The following is an 18,677-nucleotide window of genomic DNA, read 5'->3' as shown; positions in this document are numbered from 1 at the left end:
GTGATTCGCCTCCTCAGGCGGTGGTCGGTCGGCTGCCGGCGGCGGCGGTGGCGGGCTGCGCGGGCTTGCCGCCGGTGGGCTCTGTCCCGGTGGCGGGCTCGCTCCCGTTGGTGATGGCCAGGAACGCCTCCTCCAGCGAGGTGGGCCGGACCTCCAGGTCGGCGAAGGCGGTCCCAGCGGTGACCAGCGCCCGGACCAACTGGTCGGCGTCGGTGGTGAGCAGGTGCAGCCGGCCGTCGATCCGTTCGGTGCGGACCACGCCGGGCAGCTCGGGCAGGTCGTCGGCGACCAGGCTGACCCGGCGTACGCCGACGATGCCGCGCACCGCGTCCACGGTGTCGTCGGCGAGCACCCGGCCCTGCCCGATCACCACGACCCGGCGGGCCAGCGCCTCCACCTCCTCCAGGTAGTGGCTGCTCAACAGGACGGTCCCGCCGTCGGTGTGGAACGCCCGGATCGCGTCCCACAGGGTGTGCCGGGCGGCCACGTCCAGGCCGGTGGTCGGCTCGTCGAGCAGCACCAGTCGGGGCCGGCCGACGAACGCCAGCGCCACCGCGAGCCGGCGGCGCTGCCCACCGGAGAGGCCACCGGTCTGTCGTCGGGCGAGGTCACCCAGGCCGAAGCGGTCGAGCAGTTCTCCCCGGGGCACCGGGTCCGGGTAGTGCGCGGAGACGAAGTCGACGACCTCACCGACGCGCAGCGTCCCGGGTAGGCCGGTCTCCTGCGGGGTGACCCCGATCTGTCGCCGGGACGCCGGGTCGCGGGGGTCGCCGCCGAACAGCTCGACCCGCCCGGAGCTGGGTCGGCGCAGACCGACCAGCAGGTTCATCAGGGTGCTCTTGCCGGCGCCGTTCGGGCCGAGCAGGCCGACCAGCTCACCGGCCCGGACGTCGAGGTCGACGCGGTCGAGGGCGAGGACGTCGCCGTACCGGCGGCTGGCCTGGTCGGCGCGGGCGAGGATCATGACTGCTCCTTCGACAAGGTGGGGTCGAGCAGGGTGCGGATGGTCTCGGTGTACTCCTCGAACGCCAGCCGGCCCCGCCGGCTGAGCCGGATCAGGGTGGCCGGGGTGCGTCCGCGATGGGTCTTGCTGATCTCGACGTAGCCGGCGTCCTCGAGCTTGCGCAGGTGCACGGAGAGGTTGCCGGCGGTCATCGCGAGCAGCTCCTGCAACCGGGGGAAGGCGATCCGGTCGCCGTCACCGAGTGCGGAGAGGCTCGCGACCACACGCAGCCGGGCCTGCGCGTGGATCACCGGATCCAGCTCGGTCACTGGCGGTGCCGCTGTCGCAGCCGCCCGACCGTCCCGGCGACCAGGATTCCGCCACCGCCGGCCACCGCGATCACCAGCGCGTGCCAGCCCGGGCCCGCGAACGTGCCGATGACGTTGATCAGGCTGATCCAGACACCCAGCCGGAACAGGTTCCGGTCCAGCCAGATGGCCCCGCCGGCCATGTGCAGCGCACCGGTCAGCGCGACGGCGGTCGCCGACCAGAGCAGGGCCCCCAGGTCGTGCGGCAGGTGGTCGACGACCCGGCCGACCGCCGCGTACACGCTCAACGAACCCAGGGCCCAGGAGCAGCCGTACCAGAGCCCGCGCCGGGACGAGTCCCCGGTCACCTGCCCGTACGCCCGTGCGCCAACCACCGCCTGGATCAGCGCGGCGACCACCAACAGGAGGAAGAGCACGGTCACGGGCAGCCAGTCGGGCATCCGGACCAGCATCCGACCGTCGGGGGAGAAGCGCAGGAAGAGCAGCCCGAAGCCGACCAGCCAGGCGACGCCCCACGGCCAGTAGAGGAGCCGGGCGTCCGGTTCGAGTCGGCGTGCGGTCGCCCCCCGCTGCTCGCGGATCAGTTGAAGCGCCGCCGCGGCGGCGGGGGGTGGCAGGTCGTCGTCGGGTTCCACGCAAAGTACTTTACGCTGCAAAGTCAATGGGCCGGTTCTCGCTGCTGTCGCCCGGGGCACCGGCGCCCGCGCGGAGTGCCTATGGTGGAGAACTGTGCGGCTGACCCGTCGCACAGGACACAGGGGAGGGTCCGTGTCGAGCCCGAGTAGCGAGCTGGAGGTCCAGCCGGAGGCCTTGACCGCGTTCGCCGCGTCCTCCACCGACCGGGCGGCCCGCTTTCGCGAGCTGCACCGCTCATTCGGCGACGGGCACGTCCCGCGGCACGCCTTCGGGGTGATGCCGGCGTCGTTCGGTCTCGCGGCGACGTACGCCGAGCAGTTCGAGGCGTGCCTTCAGGGGCTGGCCGACGGCGCCGAGGTGATGGCGGACATCGCCGAAGGTCTCCGCGACACCGCCGACGCCTACACCGGCACCGACGTGGCCAACACCGACATGTTCGTGCCCGGCCGGCCGGCCGCTCCCGACGTCATCGCGCCCGGCCCGTTGTCCCCCGGCGCTGGCGCCGGCGGCCCGACCGGGCAGGTGTCCGCGTGAGCACCGAGGCGTTGCAGCGCAACAAGACCTACTTCGAGCAGATCGTGTCGGGCACCCCCGACCCGTTCAAGCCACTGTCCAACGCGGTGCTCTGGCCCTTCGAGCAACTCCTCGAACTCGTTGCCGGCGAGCCGGACGACCTGATGAACGCCGCCCAACTCTGCCTGACCACCGGTGCGGCGGTCCGCGAGATCGCCGGCGAGCAGGTCCAGGACCGGGCCCGGCTCCGCGGTGCCTGGACGGGCGACGCAGCCGAGAGTTTCCACGCCTCGATGGCCTCGGTGGAGGAGGCGATCGAGGAACTGGCCCAAGGGCTGGACGGCACCAAGGAGGTGCTGGTCGACGCGGCCAACGCGGCGGTCGACGCGTTCAACCTGCTGGTCGAGCTGATCCTGGAGTTCCTGCTCTGGTTCCTCACCGAGGTGATCATCGCGGCGGTGGCGGCGGCGCTCAGCGCCGGCATCTCGCTCGCGGCGACGGTCGTCCGGGTGCTGGCCCGGCTCGCCACCACCGTCGGCCGGATGGTCAAGATCGTGGCGCGGTTCGCCGAGATCCTGACGAAGTTGGCCACCAAGATGCAGAAGGTCGCCGAGCTGCTGATGAAGTACCGCCGGGCGGTGCTGGAGATCCGCAAGGCGAAAAAGGCGTACCGGGCGTGGAACAAGTCCGGCTGGTCGGCCGAGGCCAGGGCGTTCCAGATCGAGAAGTTCAAGACGCTCTTCCCGGGCAAGTTCCTGATCAACCACACGTCCCCGGTGAACATCCCCGGCATCGGCGGCGCCCTGCTGGACACCGGAGTCGGGCTGCACGACATCTCGGACGGCACCAAGGACCGCAACTACCTGGTGGACGGCACGTACCGCGAGGATCTGGGCCCGTACACCAAGGGCGTGCAAAATATCTTCGACTCCATCCTGACCTGAGAGGGACCGACATGACCTTTCCCGGTTTGGACCGCATCGAGGCGCTGGCCCGCAACCTGGACGGCTGGCAGCGCGAGTTGGCCAGCAAGATGACCGAGATCGAGCAGAGCAACGCCGAGGGGGTGAGCGACTCCGGTCTGGTCCGGGTCACCGCCGCCGCGGACGGCACGATCGTCTCGTCGGAGATCGACGCGCGGGCGATGCGCCTCGACTCGTACACCCTCGCCGAGGAGTTCACCGCCGCCGCCAGCCGGGCCCAGCAGGCGGCCGCCGCCCGGGTCCGCGACCTGGTGGGCGAGGTGATCGGCGACGCGCCCGGCGCCGGACGGCCGGCCGGCGACCGCCCGGACCGATACTGAGCCGATGGCGGACATCAGCTACCAGGAACGGCTGACCCAGCTGGTCGAGCCGGGCGAACAGGTGCTCGCCGTCGCGAAGACGGAGGTCGCCCACGGTGTCCTGCCGGCCGACCCGCCGACCACGGAGCAGCCGGAGCCCTCCCGCGCCGGCGGCGGGGTCTCCTCGGTGCTGCTCAACCTGATCTCGCCGCTGGTGTCCTTCCCGGCGGGGGACCGGATCGTCGACCGCATCACCCACGGGGTGGCCGGCCGGGGCGTCCCCGGCTCGTTCGCCTCGACGCTGCAACACTCGCGGCGACCGGTGCCCCCGGCGGTCATGCTCCACGACACGGTCCTCGCCGTCACCGACCGGCGGTTGCTCGTGTGCGCGTCCGGGCCGGTGAAGCTCTGGTCGAGCCGGGCCGACGACGAGCAGGCGGTGGCCGACACCCGGGTCGTCTGGTCGGCGCCCCGGGCCGCGGTGGTCGACGCCCGGGTGGGTTGGCACCGGCTCAACACGAAGCGGCTCCGGGTGGAGTTCACCGACGGCTCGTGGTTGGCCTTCACGGTGCCGATCGCCGAGCCCGGCAAGCCGCTGCGCGAGATCGCCTCAGCCCTCTCCGGTCGCTGACCAGGTCAGCAGCGGCGCGGGCAGCGGCTCGCGGTGCAACACCGCGAGCCGGGACACCGCCCGGGTCAGCACCACGTACAGCCGGTGCAGCCCGCGCGCCTCGGCCGCGACGATCGCGGCCGGCTCGACCACCACCACGTGGTCGTACTCCAGGCCCTTGACCAGCGTCGCGGGCACCACGGTGACCCGCTCCGCGTCGGCCACGTCGTCGGCTGTGGCGGTCGGGACGCCGGCGGCGGCCAGCGCCGCGCGCAGCCCGTCGACCGCGTCGTCCGCGGCGATCACACCGACCGAGCCGTCGTGCGCGAGCGCCGCGCGCACCTCGGCCACCGTCGCGGCGGTCAGGTCGGTCACCGTACGCACGTCCAGGCCGCCGTCGCGGCGCAGCGACTCGGCCGGGGGTACGTCCACCGCGAGCGCCGGCAGCAGCCGGTTGGCGAACGCGACCACCGCGGCGGGCACCCGGAAGCCGACCGTCAGCGGGACCACCACCGCGTCCGGCTTGCCCAGGTGGGCCAGCGACTCCCGCCAGTTCGTCGCCGACCACGGCGAGGTGCCCTGCGCGAGGTCGCCGAGCAGCGTGACCGAGCCGTGCTCGCTGCGCCGGGCGATGGCCCGGCACTGCATCGGCGAGAGGTCCTGCGCCTCGTCCACCACCACGTGCCCGAACCCGGAGGGCCGTTCCAGCAACCCGGTCGCCTCATCGATCAGCACCGCGTCGGCCGCGGTCCAGCGGGTCGCCTTCGCCGTACGGGCCGGCTTCGCCCAGGTCAGCAGCGCCTGCTCGGTGTCGCTGAGCAGCCCGTCCGCCGCGGTGGCGAGCCGCGCCGGGTCGGCCAGCAGGCCGTGTACGAGGCCCTCGGGGGTGAGCGCCGGCCAGACCGCGTCCAGGAGATCGGTCACCGGTCGGCATCGACCCATCCGGCGCAGCCAGGCGTCGCTGGGCGACTCCGCCCGCCGCGCCTCGGCCTGCCGTTGCAGCAGGCTCACCACCCGCGCCCGGACCCGCTCCCGGCCGGTGCCGTACGGCAGCCCCTCCCGGCGGGTCTCCTCGACGATCCGGTGCAGCGGCTCCAGCCCGATCCGCCACCGGAACGAGCCGTCCGACACGGTGATCGAGTCGGTCGGCGTGCCGATCTGTGCCTGCACCGCGCGATGCAGCACGCTGGCCATCCGAACGTCGTGCTTGAGCGCGGCGACCGCCGGCGACTCGACCGCCCGGACCGGCACCCGCGAGATCAACTCCTCCATGGTGGCCTGCTCGACCTCAACCTCGCCGAGTGCCGGCAGCACCGCCGCGATGTACGACAGGAACGCCCGGTTCGGTCCGACGATCAGCACACCCGCGCGTCGCAACCGCTCCCGGTGCACGTAGAGCAGGTACGCGGCCCGGTGCAGGCCAACCGCCGTCTTCCCGGTGCCCGGCGCGCCCTGCACGCAGATCGAGTCGGCCAGATCGGCCCGGACCAGCTCGTCCTGCTCCGGCTGGATGGTGGCGACAATGTCCCGCATCGGCCCGACGCGCGGCCGCTCGATCTCGGCGGTGAGGATCCGGCTGGTCGTGCCCAGCTCCTCGCCCCGGTCCAGTCGCTCGTCCTCGAAGCTGGTCAGCACTCCGTTGCTGAACCCGAACCGGCGCCGGACCGCCACCCCCTGCGGATCCCGCGCGCTGGCCCGGTAGAACGACCGGGAGACCGGCGCCCGCCAGTCCAGCACCAACGGCTCGCCCAGCTCGTCGCTGACATGCCGCCGCCCCACGTGGTACCGCCGCCCGTCATGATCGCCGCTGCCGCTGCTGGCCTCCCCGGCGGTGGTGTCGGCGCCGGTTGTGCCTGTGCGGCCGGCGGTGTCCGCGCGGCTCGTGCCTGCCGCGCCGGTGGTGTCCGCACCGGTTGTGCCGGTGGCCCTGGTCGTGCCCGACCCGGCGCTGGTGCCCGTGCCCGAGGCGTCGTCGCCGGTCCCGCTGTCCGTGGTTCCGGAGAAGTCGAGGCGGCCGAAGAAGAGCGGCGTTGTCGGATCGTCGGCCAGTTCGGCCACCCGACGGGACAACGTGCGGCCGAGCGTCTCTGCCGCGTAGGCGTCGCCGGCCACCTGGTCCCCGGTGGCGAAGAGGGCCTCGGCCCGCTCCCGCATCCGCCGTAGCGCCTCCCGCGAGGTGGCGAGGTGCGCGCGCTCGGCGGCGAGATCCGTGTCGAGGTGGGTGTCGAGGTCGAGTGCGGGCATGCTGACGTCCCATCGTTCACATCTGCTGCGCGCTCGCGTGTCCGGGGGCGGATGGCCGGCCGCCCGGCGCGGGGACGTCCGTTCCGGTGCAGCTCACCTCGGCCGTCAAGCGGCCTGCAACTCTACGCTTCCGCGCCCGACGCTTCTACCGAATTACCGACGCGACCACCCGATAGAGACGGCGTGGCGCCGCGGCGGCGTCGCTGAGGTCGCGGCGACGCGGTGTTGGGGGCGCGGCGACGCGGCGTTGGGGAGGTACGGCGCTGGGAGCGCGCCGCTGGGGCGCGGCGATGCGGCGTTGAGGGAGGCGCGGCGCTGGGGCGCGCCGGTCGGGGCGCCGCGACGCGGCGTGGGGGAAGTGCGGCGCTGCGGGCGCGCCGCTGCGGGCGCGCCGCTTGGGGGCGCAGCGATGCGGAGGCGCGGCGATGTGGCCCGGCGCGGCGTACTGCCGGAGCCCTCTGGCGCGAAGGCATTGCCTTTCGTGTCAGCAGCGCCGGTGGTAGAGGTTGCGGCGCGGGGTGCGGAGCGGGTCGAGCCAGCGGGGCGGGAGGAAGTCCGGCTGGCCGTCCGCCGCGATGCGGACCGTCCAGTCGCCCTGATGGAGGAGGCGGTGATGGTAGCCGCAGAGCAGGACGGCGTTGCCCAGCGCCGTCGCGCCGCCGTCGGCCCAGTGTTGGACGTGGTGGCCGTCGCACCATCGGGGTGGTCGGTCGCAGCCGGGAAAGGCGCAGCCGCCATCCCGCAGTATCAGTGCGCGGCGCAGGGGCCCGGTGAAGAGCCGCCGCTGACGCCCGACGTCCAGGACCTGGCTGTTGCCGCCCAACACGGCGGGCAGCACGGAGGCGTCGCAGGCGAGGCGACGGACCGACGCTGGCGTGAGGCACGCCCCGGTCTCCAGGTGCGCAGCGCCAACCGGCAGATCTCGCCGAGCGCGTCCGCCCGGCGTTGACCGGGGCTGCGGTCGTCGTGCGCGCCTGCCGGGGCGCACAGCGGATCGATCGCCTCGCGCAGCAGGCTCGCGGTCTCGGTGTCGAGGCTGCCGCTCAGGCGTACCTGCCCGTCCTGTTGCTCGGAGAGGGTGACGTGCCGGCCGGCCTCGGCCCGCTCGGCGGCCCTCTCGAGCGCTGCCAGCTCTGCCTGGTCGGCCAGGTCCGGCGCGACGTGGCTGAGGACACGGGCCCCGAGACGGCTCAGGATGGCCGGGTCGAACCGGTCGGCCCACGCGATGAGCAGCTGGGTGGCCTTGTCGGTTACCTCCGGCCCCGCCTCGACCGGAAGGTCCCCGATCGTCTCCGCCACCACCCGGCCCTGCTCGACGGTGATGGCACCGGTGAGCAGGGCGTCGCGCACCGCGGACGGCGCGGCGTCGACGGTGGCGGCGAGCTGGACCAGCTGGCGGGCGGATCGACCGGAGAGTCGGAGCCGCTCCCGAAGCCAGACTGCGGTGGACGAGGCGCCCTGGGCGACCGCAAGGCCGCGGGCGTCCAGCTCGCGCACCAGCCCGAGCTGGACGGTGGCCAGCCGCTGCGCGACCGTGTGCGTCGCGTCGAGCGACGCGAGCAACTCGGCGTCGGAGAGCGTCCACGGGGCGGCCTCGGCGCAGTCGTCGACGGCTCCGCCCGCCTGCGCCAACGCCCTCAACATGAAGCGAAAATGGAACAGGTGTACGACACTTTCCCTGATCTGGCGCAATGCCGCTGCGCCGCTCTGACCCGCGCTCTGGAGGCGGCAGAACGCCGACGACGCGGGCGCGCTCTGCGCGGCCTGCGGGGGTGATGGCGGCTGGCGCCTGCGGCCGGGATCATGGGGGTATGACCGAGGCCCGCCCCGAGCCGCGTTGGATGATGATCAGTGACCCGCAGGTGATGCGGGCGCTGGCCCACCCGGCCCGGATCGCGATCATGGAGTATCTGAGCAGCCGTGAGGGTGGTGGGACCGCCACCGAGTGCGCCGAGATCGCCGGGCTGTCACCGAGCGCGACCAGTTACCACCTGCGGGCGCTGGCGAAGTTCGGCCTGGTGGAGCAGGCGCCGAGCCGGGGGGACGCCCGGGAGCGGGTGTGGCGCACGCCCAGTCCGAGTTGGATGGTCGACGCGGGCCGCGAGGCCGGGCCCGAGGCGCGCGCCGCCGAACAGGCGCTGGTGGAGGCGCACGCGGTCCGGGCCATGGAGCGGACCCGGGACTGGCTGCGGCGCGCCGGGGACGAGCCCGCCGAGTGGTACGACACGGCGCTGTTCAACGACACGCTCCTGCTGCTCACCGCCGAGGAGTTGGCCGAGCTGAACGAGGCGGTCGTGGCGCTGTTCAGGCCGTACCGCCTTCGACGGGGCCGGGCCGACCCGCCGCCGGGGGCCCGCGCCGTCTCCGTGCAGTACCGGGTGGTGCCGCTGGCGTAGCGGGATTGCGTCGACCAGATGTGAAGGATTATTTTCGAAGTATGGCCTTCACATCTGACGAGTCGCGCTGGTCGGACGTGTGGCTCGCCGCCACCGCGCGCGGCACCACGATCTGCGGTGACTTCCTCGCCGCCACCGCGCTCGCGCTGGCGCTGCAGGGCGCCGGCGCCGGCGGGCTCGCCGTGTCAGGGCTGCTGCTCGCCGCCACCCTGCCCCTGGTGGTGCTCGCCCCACTCGCCGGCCGGCTCGCCGACCGGGTGGACAGCCGCACCCTGCTGGTGACCGTCGGGCTGGCCCAGGCCGCGATCTGTGCACTGCTCGCCCTCGTCGACCAACCGGTTCTGGTGGTGGGGCTCGTCGCACTGCTCGCCTGCGGGCTGGCGGTGACCCAGCCGTGCCTGGCGGCGCTGCTGCCGGCGATGGTCCGCCCGGGTGACCTGCCACGGGCGGGCGCGATCAGTCAGACCGCCGTCTCCCTCGGTGCGCTCGGCGGCCCGGTGCTGGCCGGGCTGCTGGTGGGGCAGTTCGGCACCCGCGTACCGCTGCTGCTCGACGCCGCGACCTACCTGGCACTGGTGGTCGCCGGTCTGCTGCTGCGGACGCGGCGCGGTGGTCGGCGGACCACCGCGGTGGTCACCCCGGCCAACCCACGCGGTACGGCCCCCGCCTGGCGGCTGCGCCGGGACCCGCTGATGCTCGTCATGGTGGTGAGCACCGCAGTGGTGATCGCGGCGATCGGCGGCATCAACGTGATCGAGGTTTTCTTCATCCGGGAGACCCTGAACGGGTCGCCGACCACGTACGGCCTGGTCAGCGCCGCCTGGATGGCGGGGATGCTGCCCGGTGGCTGGCTCGCCGCCCGGCTCGCCCGCCGGCTGGACGACGACGGCGCCCTGGTCCGTGGGGTGCTGCTCACGCTGGCCGGGTGCAGCCTGATGGTGCTGCTCGCCGCAGTGGTGCCGGCGGCGAGCCTGCTGGTGCCGCTCTGGCTGGTGGGGGGCGCGGCCAACGGGGGCGAGAACGTCTTCGCCAACCTGCTCACCGCTCGGCGGGTGCCGGAGGCGATGCGGGCCCGGGCGTACGCCAGTTACGGCGCGGCGGTGCAGGGAGGCTCGATGACCGGCTTTCTGGTCGGCGGCGCGCTGCTCACGGTCGTCCCGCCCCGGCCACTGATCGCCGCGGCCGGCGGGGCCGGACTGCTGGTGGTGCTGGCCTTCGTGCCGGTCGTCGCGCGGGTGGTACGCCGGCCGTCGCCGAACGACCCGGGCGGACCGCGGCACCAGCGGTGGACCGGGCCGGATGCGGGGTTGGCCACTCCGGGCGGACCCGCCGAGCCGGAGCCGCCGACCAGGGATACGGTCGGATCATGGCTGAGCGCATCGCACGTCCCCGGGTCGGGCACATCCAGTTCCTGAACTGCCTTCCGATCTACTGGGGTCTGATGCGCTCCGGTGCCCTGCTCGACGTGGATCTGCACAAGGAAACGCCGGACCAGTTGAACGCCGCCCTGGTCGCCGGTGACCTGGACATCGGCCCGATCTCGCTGGTGGAGTACCTGCGGCACGCGGACGAGCTGCTGCTCCTGCCGGGCCTGGCGGTGGGCAGCGACGGGCCGGTGCTCTCGGTCAACATGGTCTCCACCCGCCCCCTCGGTGAGCTGGACGGCGCCCGGGTGGCGCTCGGCTCCACCTCACGGACCGGGGTGCTGCTGGCCCAGCTGCTGCTCGCCGAGCGGTACAACGTCCGGCCCGACTACTTCCGCTGCCCGCCGGACCTGACCCAGATGCTGCTGGAGGCCGATGCCGGGGTGCTGATCGGTGACGTGGCGCTGCGGGCGCTCTACGAGGCGCCGAGCCGGGGGCTCACGGTGACCGACCTCGGGCAGGCTTGGCGGGAGTGGAGCGGCCTGCCGATGGTCTTCGCGGTCTGGGCGGTCCGACGCGACTTCGCCGCCGCTCACCCGGGGCTGGTCAAGGAGGTGCACGAGGCGTTCCTGCGCTCGCGTGACCTCTGCCTGGCCGAGCTGGACCAGGTTGCGGAAGCGGCGGCCCGCTGGGAGACGTTCGACGCCGCGACGCTGGCCACGTACTTCCGGACCCTGGACTTCTCGCTGGGTGACCGGCAGGTCGCCGGTCTGCGGGAGTTCGCCCGGCGGGCTGCCGCGCTCGGCGAGGTCCCGGCGCTGCCGGAAGGCGGCCCGGAGTTCTTCGCGGGCTGAGCCGCCGGATCCGCGCCGAGCGGGCTGAGCCCCCGGTTTCGCGCCGAGCGGCCTGGCCCGCCAGGCGCGGCCGTGGAGCGTGGGTCAGACGCCGGGGCGGAGCAGGGCCTCGGTGATCTTCTCGCAGTTCTTCATGCCGTAGTCGTAGCCCATGCCGATCGGGTACTTGACCATCACGCCCATCGTCCAGGTGTCGCCGATGGCCAGGCAGTTGATGTGCATCTCCTGCTCCCTGGTCCGGTCGATCCACCCGTTCTTGATGGCGATCTGCTTCCGCTCCGCCGCTGGGAACGCCTTGCGGATGCCGAAGTCACCGGCGCCGCGCACCAGCCGCATCTCGTTGAGCAGCCACTTGGTCCACTTCGGTCCGGCGGCGGTGCCGTCGGCGATGCAGTTGCCCAGCCGGGCGGTGTCCCGAGGGGAGAGCGCCGTGCGGCTCCAGCCGCCATCGGGGGCGACGCTGCTGTCGGTTAGCTTGCACATGGTGAGCAGCCGCCGGATCGAGGCGGCGCGGCCGACCGAGTTGTAGAACTGCTCGGCGCGGGTGTTGTCGCTGTCCCGGATGATCCGTGTCGCGTCGGCGAGCTTCGCGTCGCTCGGGGTGTCGCCGGCGTCGGCCGTGCGGCGCAGGTAGTCGGCGACGATCCACGACTTGATCATCGAAGCGGTGGTGCTGGTCTCGTCCATGTTCTTGGAGCCGATGATCTTTCCGGTCCGACGGTCGAGCACGCTCCAGGAGTACCAGCCCTCGATGTCGAGCTTGAGGTCCTTGGCCTGGAACGGCAGCGGCTCCAGGGACGGGCTGGGACTGGCGCTCGGCGGCATGGCCGGCTGACGGGCGCTGCGGTTGGTGGCCCCGCCGGTGGACCGGTCGCTGGTCGTTCCGGCGTCGCCCCACCGGACGGCGGCAGCCGACTCGAAGGGCGACCCGGGCAGCAGCCGCAGCGACACCAGGACCAGCCCGATCAGGACGACCGCGATCGCGATCATCCGCAGCGGGGACGCCTCGCGACCGCCGCGACGCTCGGCCCGACGGTTGCCGGCCATCAGAGCTTCCCGACCGGCTGCTGCGGCACCTTGAGCGCGGCGCCGGGCTGCGGGGTGACGAGCTGGGTGGCCACGCTGGCGCAGACCTGCGCGCCGTAGTCCAGCCCGCTCTTGATCGGGTAGCGCAGCATCACCGCGAGGCTCCACTTGCCGTTGACCGCGAGGCAGTTGACGTGCCAGTTGCCGTCGTAGTTGATCGGCGTCCAGCCGTTCTTGATGCTGACCGGACCCTGGGCGGTGATCGACTTTGGCAGGCCGTTGATGATGCCCCAGCGGCCACCGCCGTACTCGCTCTTCTGGTCCTTTTTCGCGGTGGTGCCCCGGACCTTGCTCATCTGATCCAGCACCCACTTGGTCCACTTCGGGCCGGCGGCCTTGCCGTCGGCGATGCAGTCGCCGAGCCGGACCGCGTCGCGCGGGGACATCCGGGTGAAGCTCCAGTAGCCGGTGTAGGGCTCGACGTTGCCGCGCTTGGTGTCGGTCAGCCCGCAGATCGTGATCGCACGCTGGATCACCGCGTCGGGTTTGCTGCTCTTCGACGCCTTGTACGAGCCGCCCGCAGCGGCATGGACCTTGTTGGCCGCGGTGTCGTTGCTGTCGATGATCGCGAGCCGGGCCGCCTCCTTCAGCGACGCGGTCGGCTCCTTGTCCTTGAGCTGCCGCAGATAGTCGGAGACGATCCAGGCCTTGATCATCGATTCGGTGGAGCTGGTCGCGGTCATGTTCGACGATCCGGAGATCTTGCCGGTCTGCCGGTCCAGCAACGCCCACGAGAAGAACTCGCCCTTGAAGGCCACCGACACCGGGCCAGCGGCGAGTGTGGGTGGTGGCGGTGGGGTCGGTGCGGGCGCGGCGACGCTCCCGGCGCCGCCTCCGCCTCCACCGCTGCCGTCGCCGGCGAGCCGGGCGTACGCGGCGGGGACCAGCAGGACGCCACCGAGCAGGACCGCCACGACGGCGAACACCATGATCACGCGGGATCGCATGAGTTGGGTGAGCTCCAGATGTCAGGGCCGGGGGAGACCGGCTTGTTGTCCGGGGCGACCGGTGCGATCGCCGAGGCCGGGGGAGGTGGCCTCTGTGGAGACGGCGATTCTGGGCAGCCGATCGTGTGACCGGCAGAAGTGTACGTCCGGACCGGCCGACCGCCAGAGCCCGACACCTGGCAAAGCGCGATAAAGGTGGGATGTCGCGCCGGTATGAGGCTTCTAGGCGGATTCACCTTTGCCGAGTGAGCCAAGTCATAGCCGACGCGGTCGCCCTGGGTAAAGAAGGAAGCGCCCAGGAGTGACCGAACGTGACTCGGGTTTCCTGTTACACCCCCTGGTGCATCGGGGCGCAAGCTGTAACACTTGTCCTCATGTATGGCAATGACTTCTCCGCCCCGGACGACGCAACCGGCGGCGGCCTGCTCGGCGAGGTCGAGGCGGCCGAGGCGGAGCTACGCGCCGCAGCCGCGCGGCAGCGGCGCGGCGGCCCCGCGCCGGACGAGGACCTGGCGGCGTACTTCACCGCGGTGGTCGACGCGGAGCAGAAGATCGAGCCGCGGGACTGGATGCCGGACGCGTACCGCAAGACGTTGATCCGGCAGATCGCCCAGCACGCCCACTCCGAGATCATCGGCATGCAGCCGGAGGGGAACTGGATCAGCCGGGCGCCCTCGCTCAAGCGCAAGGCGATCCTGCTGGCCAAGGTGCAGGACGAGGCGGGCCACGGCCTCTACCTCTACGCCGCCGCCGAGACCCTCGGCATCAGCCGGGACGAGCTGGTCCGGCTGCTGCTCGACGGGCGGCAGAAGTACAGCTCGATCTTCAATTACCCCACGCTGACCTGGGCTGACATGGGCGCGATCGGCTGGCTCGTGGACGGCGCGGCGATCGTCAACCAGGTGCCCCTGTGCCGCTGCTCCTACGGCCCGTACGCGCGGGCGATGATCCGGGTCTGCAAGGAGGAGTCGTTCCACCAGCGCCAGGGCTACGAGATCCTGCACACCCTGTCGCACGGCACCCCGGCCCAGCAGGCGATGGCCCAGGACGCGGTGGACCGCTGGTGGTACCCGTCGCTGGCCATGTTCGGTCCGCCGGACGGCAACTCCACGCACTCCACGCAGTCGATGGCCTGGAAGATCAAGCGCTTCTCCAACGACGATCTGCGCCAGCGCTTCGTGGACATGTGCGTCCAGCAGGCGGAGGTCCTGCGGCTCCGCATCCCCGACGCGGACCTGCGCTGGAACGAGGAGCGGCAGGCGTACGACTACACGCAGCCGGACTACGACGAGTTGATGCGGGTGATCTCCGGCGACGGGCCGTGCAACCGGGAGCGGATGACGCGCCGGCGGGCCGCGCACGCCGAGGGCGCCTGGGTGCGCGAGGCCGCCGCGGCGTACGCCGCCAAGCGGGCTGGACAGAGGGAGAAGGTGGCGGCGTGAGTACCGAGAACACCCCGTTGTGGGAGGTCTTCGTGCGGGCCCGGCGCGGGCTGTCGCACACCCACGTCGGCAGCCTGCACGCCCCCGACGCCGAGCTGGCCCTGCGCAACGCCCGGGATCTCTACACCCGGCGGCAGGAGGGCGTGTCGATCTGGGTGGTGCCGGCCAGCGCCATCACCGCGTCCAGCCCGGACGAGAAGGACGCCTTCTTCGACCCCGCCGCCGACAAGGTCTACCGCCACCCCACCTTCTACGAGGTGCCGGACGGGGTGGCCCACCTGTGAGCGGGCGGAGCGAGCGAACCAGTCAGCTCAGCGGCGCGGCGCGTTGCGCCGCCGAGCGAAGCGAGGTGGCGGCGTGAACGGCCCCGTCGACTTCACCCTCGCCCTCGGCGACGACGCGTTGATCGCCGCGCAACGGCTGGCCGAATGGACCACTCGCGCGCCGGAGATGGAAGAGGACATCGCGCTGGCGAACATCGCCCTCGACCAGCTCGGCGCAGCCCGCCTGCTGCTGTCGTACGCGGGCGAGCTGGAGGGCGCCGGCCGGGACGAGGACGCGCTGGCGTACCTGCGCGACGACCGCGAGTTCCGCAACGCGCTCCTGGTCGAGCTACCGAACGGCGACTTCGCGGTGACCATGGCGAAGCTGTTCTTCCTGGCGGCGTACCAGCTACCGCTGTACACCGCGCTGGCCGGGTGCCGGGACGAGCGGCTGGCCGCGATCGGCGCCAAGGCGCGCAAGGAGTCGGCGTACCACCTGGACCACGGCGCGTTGTGGGTGAAGCGGCTCGGCGACGGCACCGAGGAGTCGCACCGTCGGATGCAGGCGGCCGTCGACCAGGTCTGGCCGTACACCCACGAGCTGTTCGCCGCTGATCCGGAGACGCCGGTCGACCCGGCCACCTTGCGGTCGGCGTTCGACGACACCGTCGGCCCGGTGCTGGCCGAGGCGACGCTCACCCGGCCCGAGGGCCGCTGGGCGCCGGCCGGCGGGCGGACGGGCGTGCACACCGAGCACCTGTCGTACCTGCTCGCCGAGATGCAGGTGCTGCACCGGGCACACCCCGGAGCTAAGTGGTGAGCGACGCGAGGTCGGCCGCGGCGAGCGTGGTGGACCCGGAGATTCGGGTGATCACCATCGACGAGCTGGGCATCCTGCGCGCGGTCGAGAAGGATCCGGGCAGCGGGCGGGTCGTCGTCACCATCACCCCGACGTACACCGGCTGCCCGGCGATGGACGTGATCCGGGCCGACATCCGCCGCGCGTTGGCGCTCGCCGGTCACCCGGACGCCGAGGTCCGCACGGTCTACAGCCCATCGTGGAGCACCGACTGGATCTCCGACAGCGGGCGGGCGAAGCTCGCCGCCGCCGGGATCGCCCCGCCGGCCCCGGTGCCCGCCGCCGGCGTGGTGCCGCTGACCCTCGCGGTCCGCTGCCCGCACTGCGGCTCACCAGAGACCGAGCAGGTCAGCCGGTTCGGCTCCACCGCGTGCAAGGCGCTGTGGCGCTGCCGCTCCTGCTCCGAACCCTTCGACCACCTGAAGGCGCTGTGACAGTCACCATCACCCGGCCGGTCCGCCGCCGGCCGGTCTTCCACCCGCTGCCCGTCGCCGCCGTCGACCGGCTCACCGACGACGCCGTGGCGGTCACCTTCGCCGTACCAGAGGAGTTGCGGGAGACCTTCGCGTTCCGCGCGGGTCAGCACCTCACCGTGCGACGGGTGACCGAGGACGGCACGGACGTGCGCCGCTCGTACTCCATCTGCTCCACACCGGACGACCTGGCCCGGCACGGCCGGCTGCGGATCGGGGTGCGGGAGGTCCCCGGAGGCGCCTTCTCGGCGTTCGCCTGCGGCGCGCTGCGCCATGGCGACACCGTCGAGGTGCTGCCGCCGCTGGGCACCTTCACCACGGCCTTCGCACCGGACCGTGTGCGGCACTACGGCGCGGTCGTCGCCGGCTCCGGCATCACCCCGGTGCTCGCGCTGGTCGCGACCGCCCTGGCCGTCGAGCCGGCCAGCACCTTCACCCTGGTGTACGGCAACCGCACGGCGAACACGGTGATGTTCGCCGAGGAGTTGGCGGACCTGAAGGACCGGTATCCCACCCGGCTGCACCTGGTGCACGTGCTCTCCCGGGAGCAGGGCGAGTCACCGCTGCTCTCCGGGCGGATCGACACCGAGCGGTTGGGCCGGTTGCTGGGCACGATCGTGCCGGGCTACGCCATCGAGGAGTGGTTCCTCTGCGGGCCGTACGGCATGGTGGTCGACGTCCGGGCCGTGCTGGCCGAGCTCGGGCTGCCGGAGTCGTCGGTGCACACCGAGCTGTTCCACGTCGACGCGCCACCGGAGCCGGTGCGCCGCCCCACGGACCAGGCGGGCGCCGGGGCCGAGGTCACGATCGTGCTGGACGGCCGGTCGTCGAGTTTCACGATGGGCCGCGAGGAGCGGGTGCTGGACGCCGCGCTGAAGGTGCGCGGCGAGCTGCCGTACGCCTGCAAGGGCGGTGTCTGCTCGACCTGCAAGGCGAAGGTCGTCGACGGCGCGGTCACGATGGCCCGCAACTACGCCCTGGAGCCCGACGAGCTGGCCGCCGGCTACGTCCTGACCTGCCAGTCCAGCCCGACCACCGACAGGCTCACGGTCGACTACGACGCGTGAGGATGCTGTCCCGCCTGTTCCGCGTGGAGATCGACCCCAACGTCCGGGCCGCGGCCGGGGCATTCAACGACCCGCTGCTGCGCAGGCCGGCGCTGGGGCGCTCGTCACCGGAGCTGGAGGGGCGTGTCGGCCCGTGAACGGGCGACGTAGGCTCGGGGTGTGACGGTGAGCCGGGAGATCGACGACATCTTGCAGCGTGGCGCGGACGGCGGGCGGATCACGCCCGAGGAGGCGCTGCTGCTCTACACCGAGGCGCCCTTCCACCCGCTGGGCGAGGCGGCGGACGCGGTGCGCCGGCGGCGCTACCCGGACAACGTCGTCACGTACCTGATCGACCGCAACATCAACTACACGAACGTCTGCGTGACGGCGTGCAAGTTCTGCGCGTTCTACCGTGCGCCGAAGCACGCTGAGGGGTGGACGCACCCGACCGAGGAGATCCTGCGCCGCTGCGGTGAGGCGGTCGAGCTGGGCGCGACCCAGGTGATGCTCCAGGGCGGGCACCACCCGGACTACGGCGTCGAGTACTACGAGGAGCTGTTCGCCTCGGTCAAGCAGGCGTACCCGCAGCTGGTCATCCACTCCATCGGGCCGAGCGAGATCCTGCACATGGCCAAGGTCTCCGGGGTGAGCCTGGACGAGGCCATCGCCCGGATCAAGGCCGCCGGCCTCGACTCGATCGCCGGCGCCGGCGCGGAGATGCTGCCCGAGCGGCCCCGCAAGGCCATCGCGCCGCTCAAGGAGTCGGGTGAGCGCTGGCTGGAGGTCATGGAGCTGGCCCACCGGCAGGGCATCGAGTCGACCGCCACGATGATGATGGGCACCGGCGAGACGCACGCGGAGCGGATCGAGCACCTGCGCATGATCCGCGACGTGCAGGACCGCACCCGCGGGTTCCGGTCCTTCATTCCATGGACGTACCAGCCGGAGAACAACCACCTCAAGGGCCGCACCCAGGCGACCACGCTGGAATACCTGCGGTTGGTCGCGGTGGCCCGGCTCTTCTTCGAGACCGTGCCGCACCTGCAGGCGTCCTGGCTGACCACCGGCAAGGACGTCGGGCAGCTCGCGCTGCACATGGGCGTCGACGACCTCGGCTCGATCATGCTGGAGGAGAACGTCATCTCCTCGGCCGGAGCGCGGCACCGCTCCAACCTGCACGAGCTGATCGGGATGATCCGCTCGGCGGACCGGATTCCCGCGCAGCGGGACACCCTCTACAACCGGCTCGCCGTGCACCACACGCCGGCCGACGACCCGACCGACGACCGGGTGGTCTCGCACTTCTCCTCGATCGCGCTGCCCGGCGGCGGCGCCGGCCGTTCCCTGCCGCTGGTCGAGGTCAACTGATCCTGGTCGAGGCCCGGCC

Annotated in this window: 22 protein-coding genes; 14 read left to right on the top strand and 8 right to left on the bottom strand. The window is 72.4% G+C overall.

Going from position 1 to position 18,677, the window contains the following annotated elements; all coding sequences use genetic code 11:
* Positions 1–13: 13 nt before the first annotated feature.
* From ACFYPS_RS28890 to ACFYPS_RS28880, 3 genes are read right to left on the bottom strand one after another with little or no spacing between them, the layout of a single operon-like run.
* Positions 14–964 carry an ABC transporter ATP-binding protein gene (locus ACFYPS_RS28890; RefSeq protein ID WP_354967297.1) on the bottom strand — a complete coding sequence of 317 codons (951 nt, stop codon included), beginning with the start codon at positions 962–964 and terminating at the stop codon, positions 14–16.
* Positions 961–1,272, bottom strand: a complete 312-nt coding sequence (locus tag ACFYPS_RS28885) for a transcriptional regulator (RefSeq protein WP_354967298.1) — start codon at positions 1,270–1,272, stop codon at positions 961–963. Before ACFYPS_RS28885 ends, ACFYPS_RS28890 begins: the two co-directional genes overlap by 4 nt.
* Complete coding sequence (locus tag ACFYPS_RS28880; RefSeq protein WP_354967299.1) at positions 1,269–1,907, bottom strand: transporter; 639 nt, start codon at positions 1,905–1,907, stop codon at positions 1,269–1,271. The genes ACFYPS_RS28885 and ACFYPS_RS28880 overlap by 4 nt, the downstream gene beginning before the upstream one ends.
* 133 nt (positions 1,908–2,040) lie before the next feature.
* Between ACFYPS_RS28880 and ACFYPS_RS28875 the strand changes: the two genes are divergently transcribed.
* The 4 genes from ACFYPS_RS28875 to ACFYPS_RS28860 are packed head-to-tail and all read left to right on the top strand — an operon-like array spanning position 2,041 to position 4,334.
* Complete coding sequence (locus tag ACFYPS_RS28875; protein WP_354967300.1) at positions 2,041–2,442, top strand: type VII secretion target; 402 nt, start codon at positions 2,041–2,043, stop codon at positions 2,440–2,442.
* Entirely contained in the window at positions 2,439–3,365 is a 927-nt protein-coding gene (locus tag ACFYPS_RS28870) for a WXG100 family type VII secretion target (RefSeq protein WP_354967301.1), read from the top strand. Before ACFYPS_RS28875 ends, ACFYPS_RS28870 begins: the two co-directional genes overlap by 4 nt.
* A gap of 11 nt (positions 3,366–3,376) precedes the next feature.
* On the top strand, positions 3,377–3,724 hold the full coding sequence (locus tag ACFYPS_RS28865; protein WP_354967302.1) for a YbaB/EbfC family nucleoid-associated protein: 348 nt from the start codon (positions 3,377–3,379) through the stop codon (positions 3,722–3,724).
* A gap of 4 nt (positions 3,725–3,728) precedes the next feature.
* A complete protein-coding gene (locus ACFYPS_RS28860) occupies positions 3,729–4,334 on the top strand; it encodes a hypothetical protein (protein WP_387328467.1) in 606 nt (201 codons plus the stop codon).
* Here the strand turns inward: ACFYPS_RS28860 and ACFYPS_RS28855 are convergent.
* The 3 genes from ACFYPS_RS28855 to ACFYPS_RS28845 all read right to left on the bottom strand — a co-directional run bounded on the left by ACFYPS_RS28855 (position 4,314) and on the right by ACFYPS_RS28845 (position 8,201).
* On the bottom strand, positions 4,314–6,557 hold the full coding sequence (locus ACFYPS_RS28855) for an AAA family ATPase (RefSeq protein WP_354967304.1): 2,244 nt from the start codon (positions 6,555–6,557) through the stop codon (positions 4,314–4,316). The genes ACFYPS_RS28860 and ACFYPS_RS28855 overlap by 21 nt on opposite strands.
* 484 nt (positions 6,558–7,041) lie before the next feature.
* A complete protein-coding gene (locus tag ACFYPS_RS28850; protein ID WP_354967305.1) occupies positions 7,042–7,383 on the bottom strand; it encodes an HNH endonuclease signature motif containing protein in 342 nt (113 codons plus the stop codon).
* Positions 7,305–8,201, bottom strand: coding sequence for a DUF222 domain-containing protein (locus ACFYPS_RS28845; RefSeq protein WP_354967306.1), 897 nt, complete (start codon positions 8,199–8,201; stop codon positions 7,305–7,307). The genes ACFYPS_RS28850 and ACFYPS_RS28845 overlap by 79 nt, the downstream gene beginning before the upstream one ends.
* 167 nt (positions 8,202–8,368) lie before the next feature.
* Between ACFYPS_RS28845 and ACFYPS_RS28840 the strand changes: the two genes are divergently transcribed.
* The 3 genes from ACFYPS_RS28840 to ACFYPS_RS28830 are packed head-to-tail and all read left to right on the top strand — an operon-like array spanning position 8,369 to position 11,171.
* Positions 8,369–8,953, top strand: a complete 585-nt coding sequence (locus ACFYPS_RS28840; protein WP_354967307.1) for a winged helix-turn-helix domain-containing protein — start codon at positions 8,369–8,371, stop codon at positions 8,951–8,953.
* Positions 8,954–8,994: 41 nt separating this feature from the next.
* Positions 8,995–10,368 carry an MFS transporter gene (locus ACFYPS_RS28835; RefSeq protein ID WP_354967308.1) on the top strand — a complete coding sequence of 458 codons (1,374 nt, stop codon included), beginning with the start codon at positions 8,995–8,997 and terminating at the stop codon, positions 10,366–10,368.
* A complete protein-coding gene (locus ACFYPS_RS28830) occupies positions 10,320–11,171 on the top strand; it encodes a menaquinone biosynthesis protein (protein ID WP_354967309.1) in 852 nt (283 codons plus the stop codon). Before ACFYPS_RS28835 ends, ACFYPS_RS28830 begins: the two co-directional genes overlap by 49 nt.
* Before the next feature lie 84 nt (positions 11,172–11,255).
* Here ACFYPS_RS28830 and ACFYPS_RS28825 read toward each other — a convergent pair whose 3' ends face one another.
* Together ACFYPS_RS28825 and ACFYPS_RS28820 are read right to left on the bottom strand one after the other, a co-directional pair.
* Complete coding sequence (locus ACFYPS_RS28825) at positions 11,256–12,218, bottom strand: hypothetical protein (protein WP_354967310.1); 963 nt, start codon at positions 12,216–12,218, stop codon at positions 11,256–11,258.
* Positions 12,218–13,204: a serine hydrolase gene (locus ACFYPS_RS28820; protein WP_354967311.1), complete on the bottom strand. Its 987-nt coding sequence runs from the start codon at positions 13,202–13,204 to the stop codon at positions 12,218–12,220. The genes ACFYPS_RS28825 and ACFYPS_RS28820 overlap by 1 nt, the downstream gene beginning before the upstream one ends.
* 374 nt (positions 13,205–13,578) lie before the next feature.
* Here ACFYPS_RS28820 and paaA point away from each other — a divergent pair, with 374 nt between their 5' ends.
* From paaA to mqnC, 7 genes are all read left to right on the top strand, one after another.
* Positions 13,579–14,646 (top strand): 1,2-phenylacetyl-CoA epoxidase subunit PaaA, encoded by a 1,068-nt coding sequence (gene paaA / locus ACFYPS_RS28815; protein WP_354967312.1) that lies wholly within the window; start codon positions 13,579–13,581, stop codon positions 14,644–14,646.
* Positions 14,643–14,930, top strand: coding sequence for a 1,2-phenylacetyl-CoA epoxidase subunit PaaB (paaB, locus tag ACFYPS_RS28810; RefSeq protein WP_354967313.1), 288 nt, complete (start codon positions 14,643–14,645; stop codon positions 14,928–14,930). The genes paaA and paaB overlap by 4 nt, the downstream gene beginning before the upstream one ends.
* A gap of 73 nt (positions 14,931–15,003) precedes the next feature.
* Positions 15,004–15,729: a 1,2-phenylacetyl-CoA epoxidase subunit PaaC gene (gene paaC / locus ACFYPS_RS28805; RefSeq protein WP_354967314.1), complete on the top strand. Its 726-nt coding sequence runs from the start codon at positions 15,004–15,006 to the stop codon at positions 15,727–15,729.
* A complete protein-coding gene (gene paaD / locus ACFYPS_RS28800) occupies positions 15,726–16,202 on the top strand; it encodes a 1,2-phenylacetyl-CoA epoxidase subunit PaaD (protein WP_354967315.1) in 477 nt (158 codons plus the stop codon). The genes paaC and paaD overlap by 4 nt, the downstream gene beginning before the upstream one ends.
* Positions 16,199–17,308: a 1,2-phenylacetyl-CoA epoxidase subunit PaaE gene (gene paaE, locus ACFYPS_RS28795; protein ID WP_354967316.1), complete on the top strand. Its 1,110-nt coding sequence runs from the start codon at positions 16,199–16,201 to the stop codon at positions 17,306–17,308. The genes paaD and paaE overlap by 4 nt, the downstream gene beginning before the upstream one ends.
* The gene (locus tag ACFYPS_RS28790; protein WP_354967317.1) at positions 17,305–17,445 is read left to right on the top strand and encodes a hypothetical protein; all 141 of its coding nucleotides are present in this window, start codon (positions 17,305–17,307) and stop codon (positions 17,443–17,445) included. The genes paaE and ACFYPS_RS28790 overlap by 4 nt, the downstream gene beginning before the upstream one ends.
* A 22-nt stretch (positions 17,446–17,467) precedes the next feature.
* A complete protein-coding gene (gene mqnC, locus ACFYPS_RS28785; protein ID WP_354967318.1) occupies positions 17,468–18,658 on the top strand; it encodes a cyclic dehypoxanthinyl futalosine synthase in 1,191 nt (396 codons plus the stop codon).
* Positions 18,659–18,677: the final 19 nt, after the last annotated feature.

Source organism: Micromonospora sp. NPDC005087 (genome assembly GCF_042872965.1).
In the GTDB taxonomy this organism is placed as follows: Bacteria; Actinomycetota; Actinomycetes; order Mycobacteriales; family Micromonosporaceae; genus Micromonospora.
Note: the sequence above shows the minus strand (reverse complement) of the source record. Positions and strands in the feature narration are given on the sequence as shown.

Bases quoted from the DNA above. Each gene is read 5' to 3' on its own strand.
- ACFYPS_RS28890 (WP_354967297.1), bottom strand. From the start codon at position 964: ATGATCCTCGCCCGCGCCGACCAGGCCAGCCGCCGGTACGGCGACGTC.
- ACFYPS_RS28865 (WP_354967302.1), top strand. From the start codon at position 3,377: ATGACCTTTCCCGGTTTGGACCGCATCGAGGCGCTGGCCCGCAACCTG.
- ACFYPS_RS28860 (WP_387328467.1), top strand. From the start codon at position 3,729: ATGGCGGACATCAGCTACCAGGAACGGCTGACCCAGCTGGTCGAGCCG.
- ACFYPS_RS28855 (WP_354967304.1), bottom strand. From the start codon at position 6,557: ATGCCCGCACTCGACCTCGACACCCACCTCGACACGGATCTCGCCGCC.
- ACFYPS_RS28845 (WP_354967306.1), bottom strand. From the start codon at position 8,201: ATGTTGAGGGCGTTGGCGCAGGCGGGCGGAGCCGTCGACGACTGCGCC.
- ACFYPS_RS28840 (WP_354967307.1), top strand. From the start codon at position 8,369: ATGACCGAGGCCCGCCCCGAGCCGCGTTGGATGATGATCAGTGACCCG.
- ACFYPS_RS28835 (WP_354967308.1), top strand. From the start codon at position 8,995: ATGGCCTTCACATCTGACGAGTCGCGCTGGTCGGACGTGTGGCTCGCC.
- ACFYPS_RS28830 (WP_354967309.1), top strand. From the start codon at position 10,320: ATGGCTGAGCGCATCGCACGTCCCCGGGTCGGGCACATCCAGTTCCTG.
- ACFYPS_RS28825 (WP_354967310.1), bottom strand. From the start codon at position 12,218: ATGGCCGGCAACCGTCGGGCCGAGCGTCGCGGCGGTCGCGAGGCGTCC.
- ACFYPS_RS28820 (WP_354967311.1), bottom strand. From the start codon at position 13,204: ATGCGATCCCGCGTGATCATGGTGTTCGCCGTCGTGGCGGTCCTGCTC.
- paaA (WP_354967312.1), top strand. From the start codon at position 13,579: ATGTATGGCAATGACTTCTCCGCCCCGGACGACGCAACCGGCGGCGGC.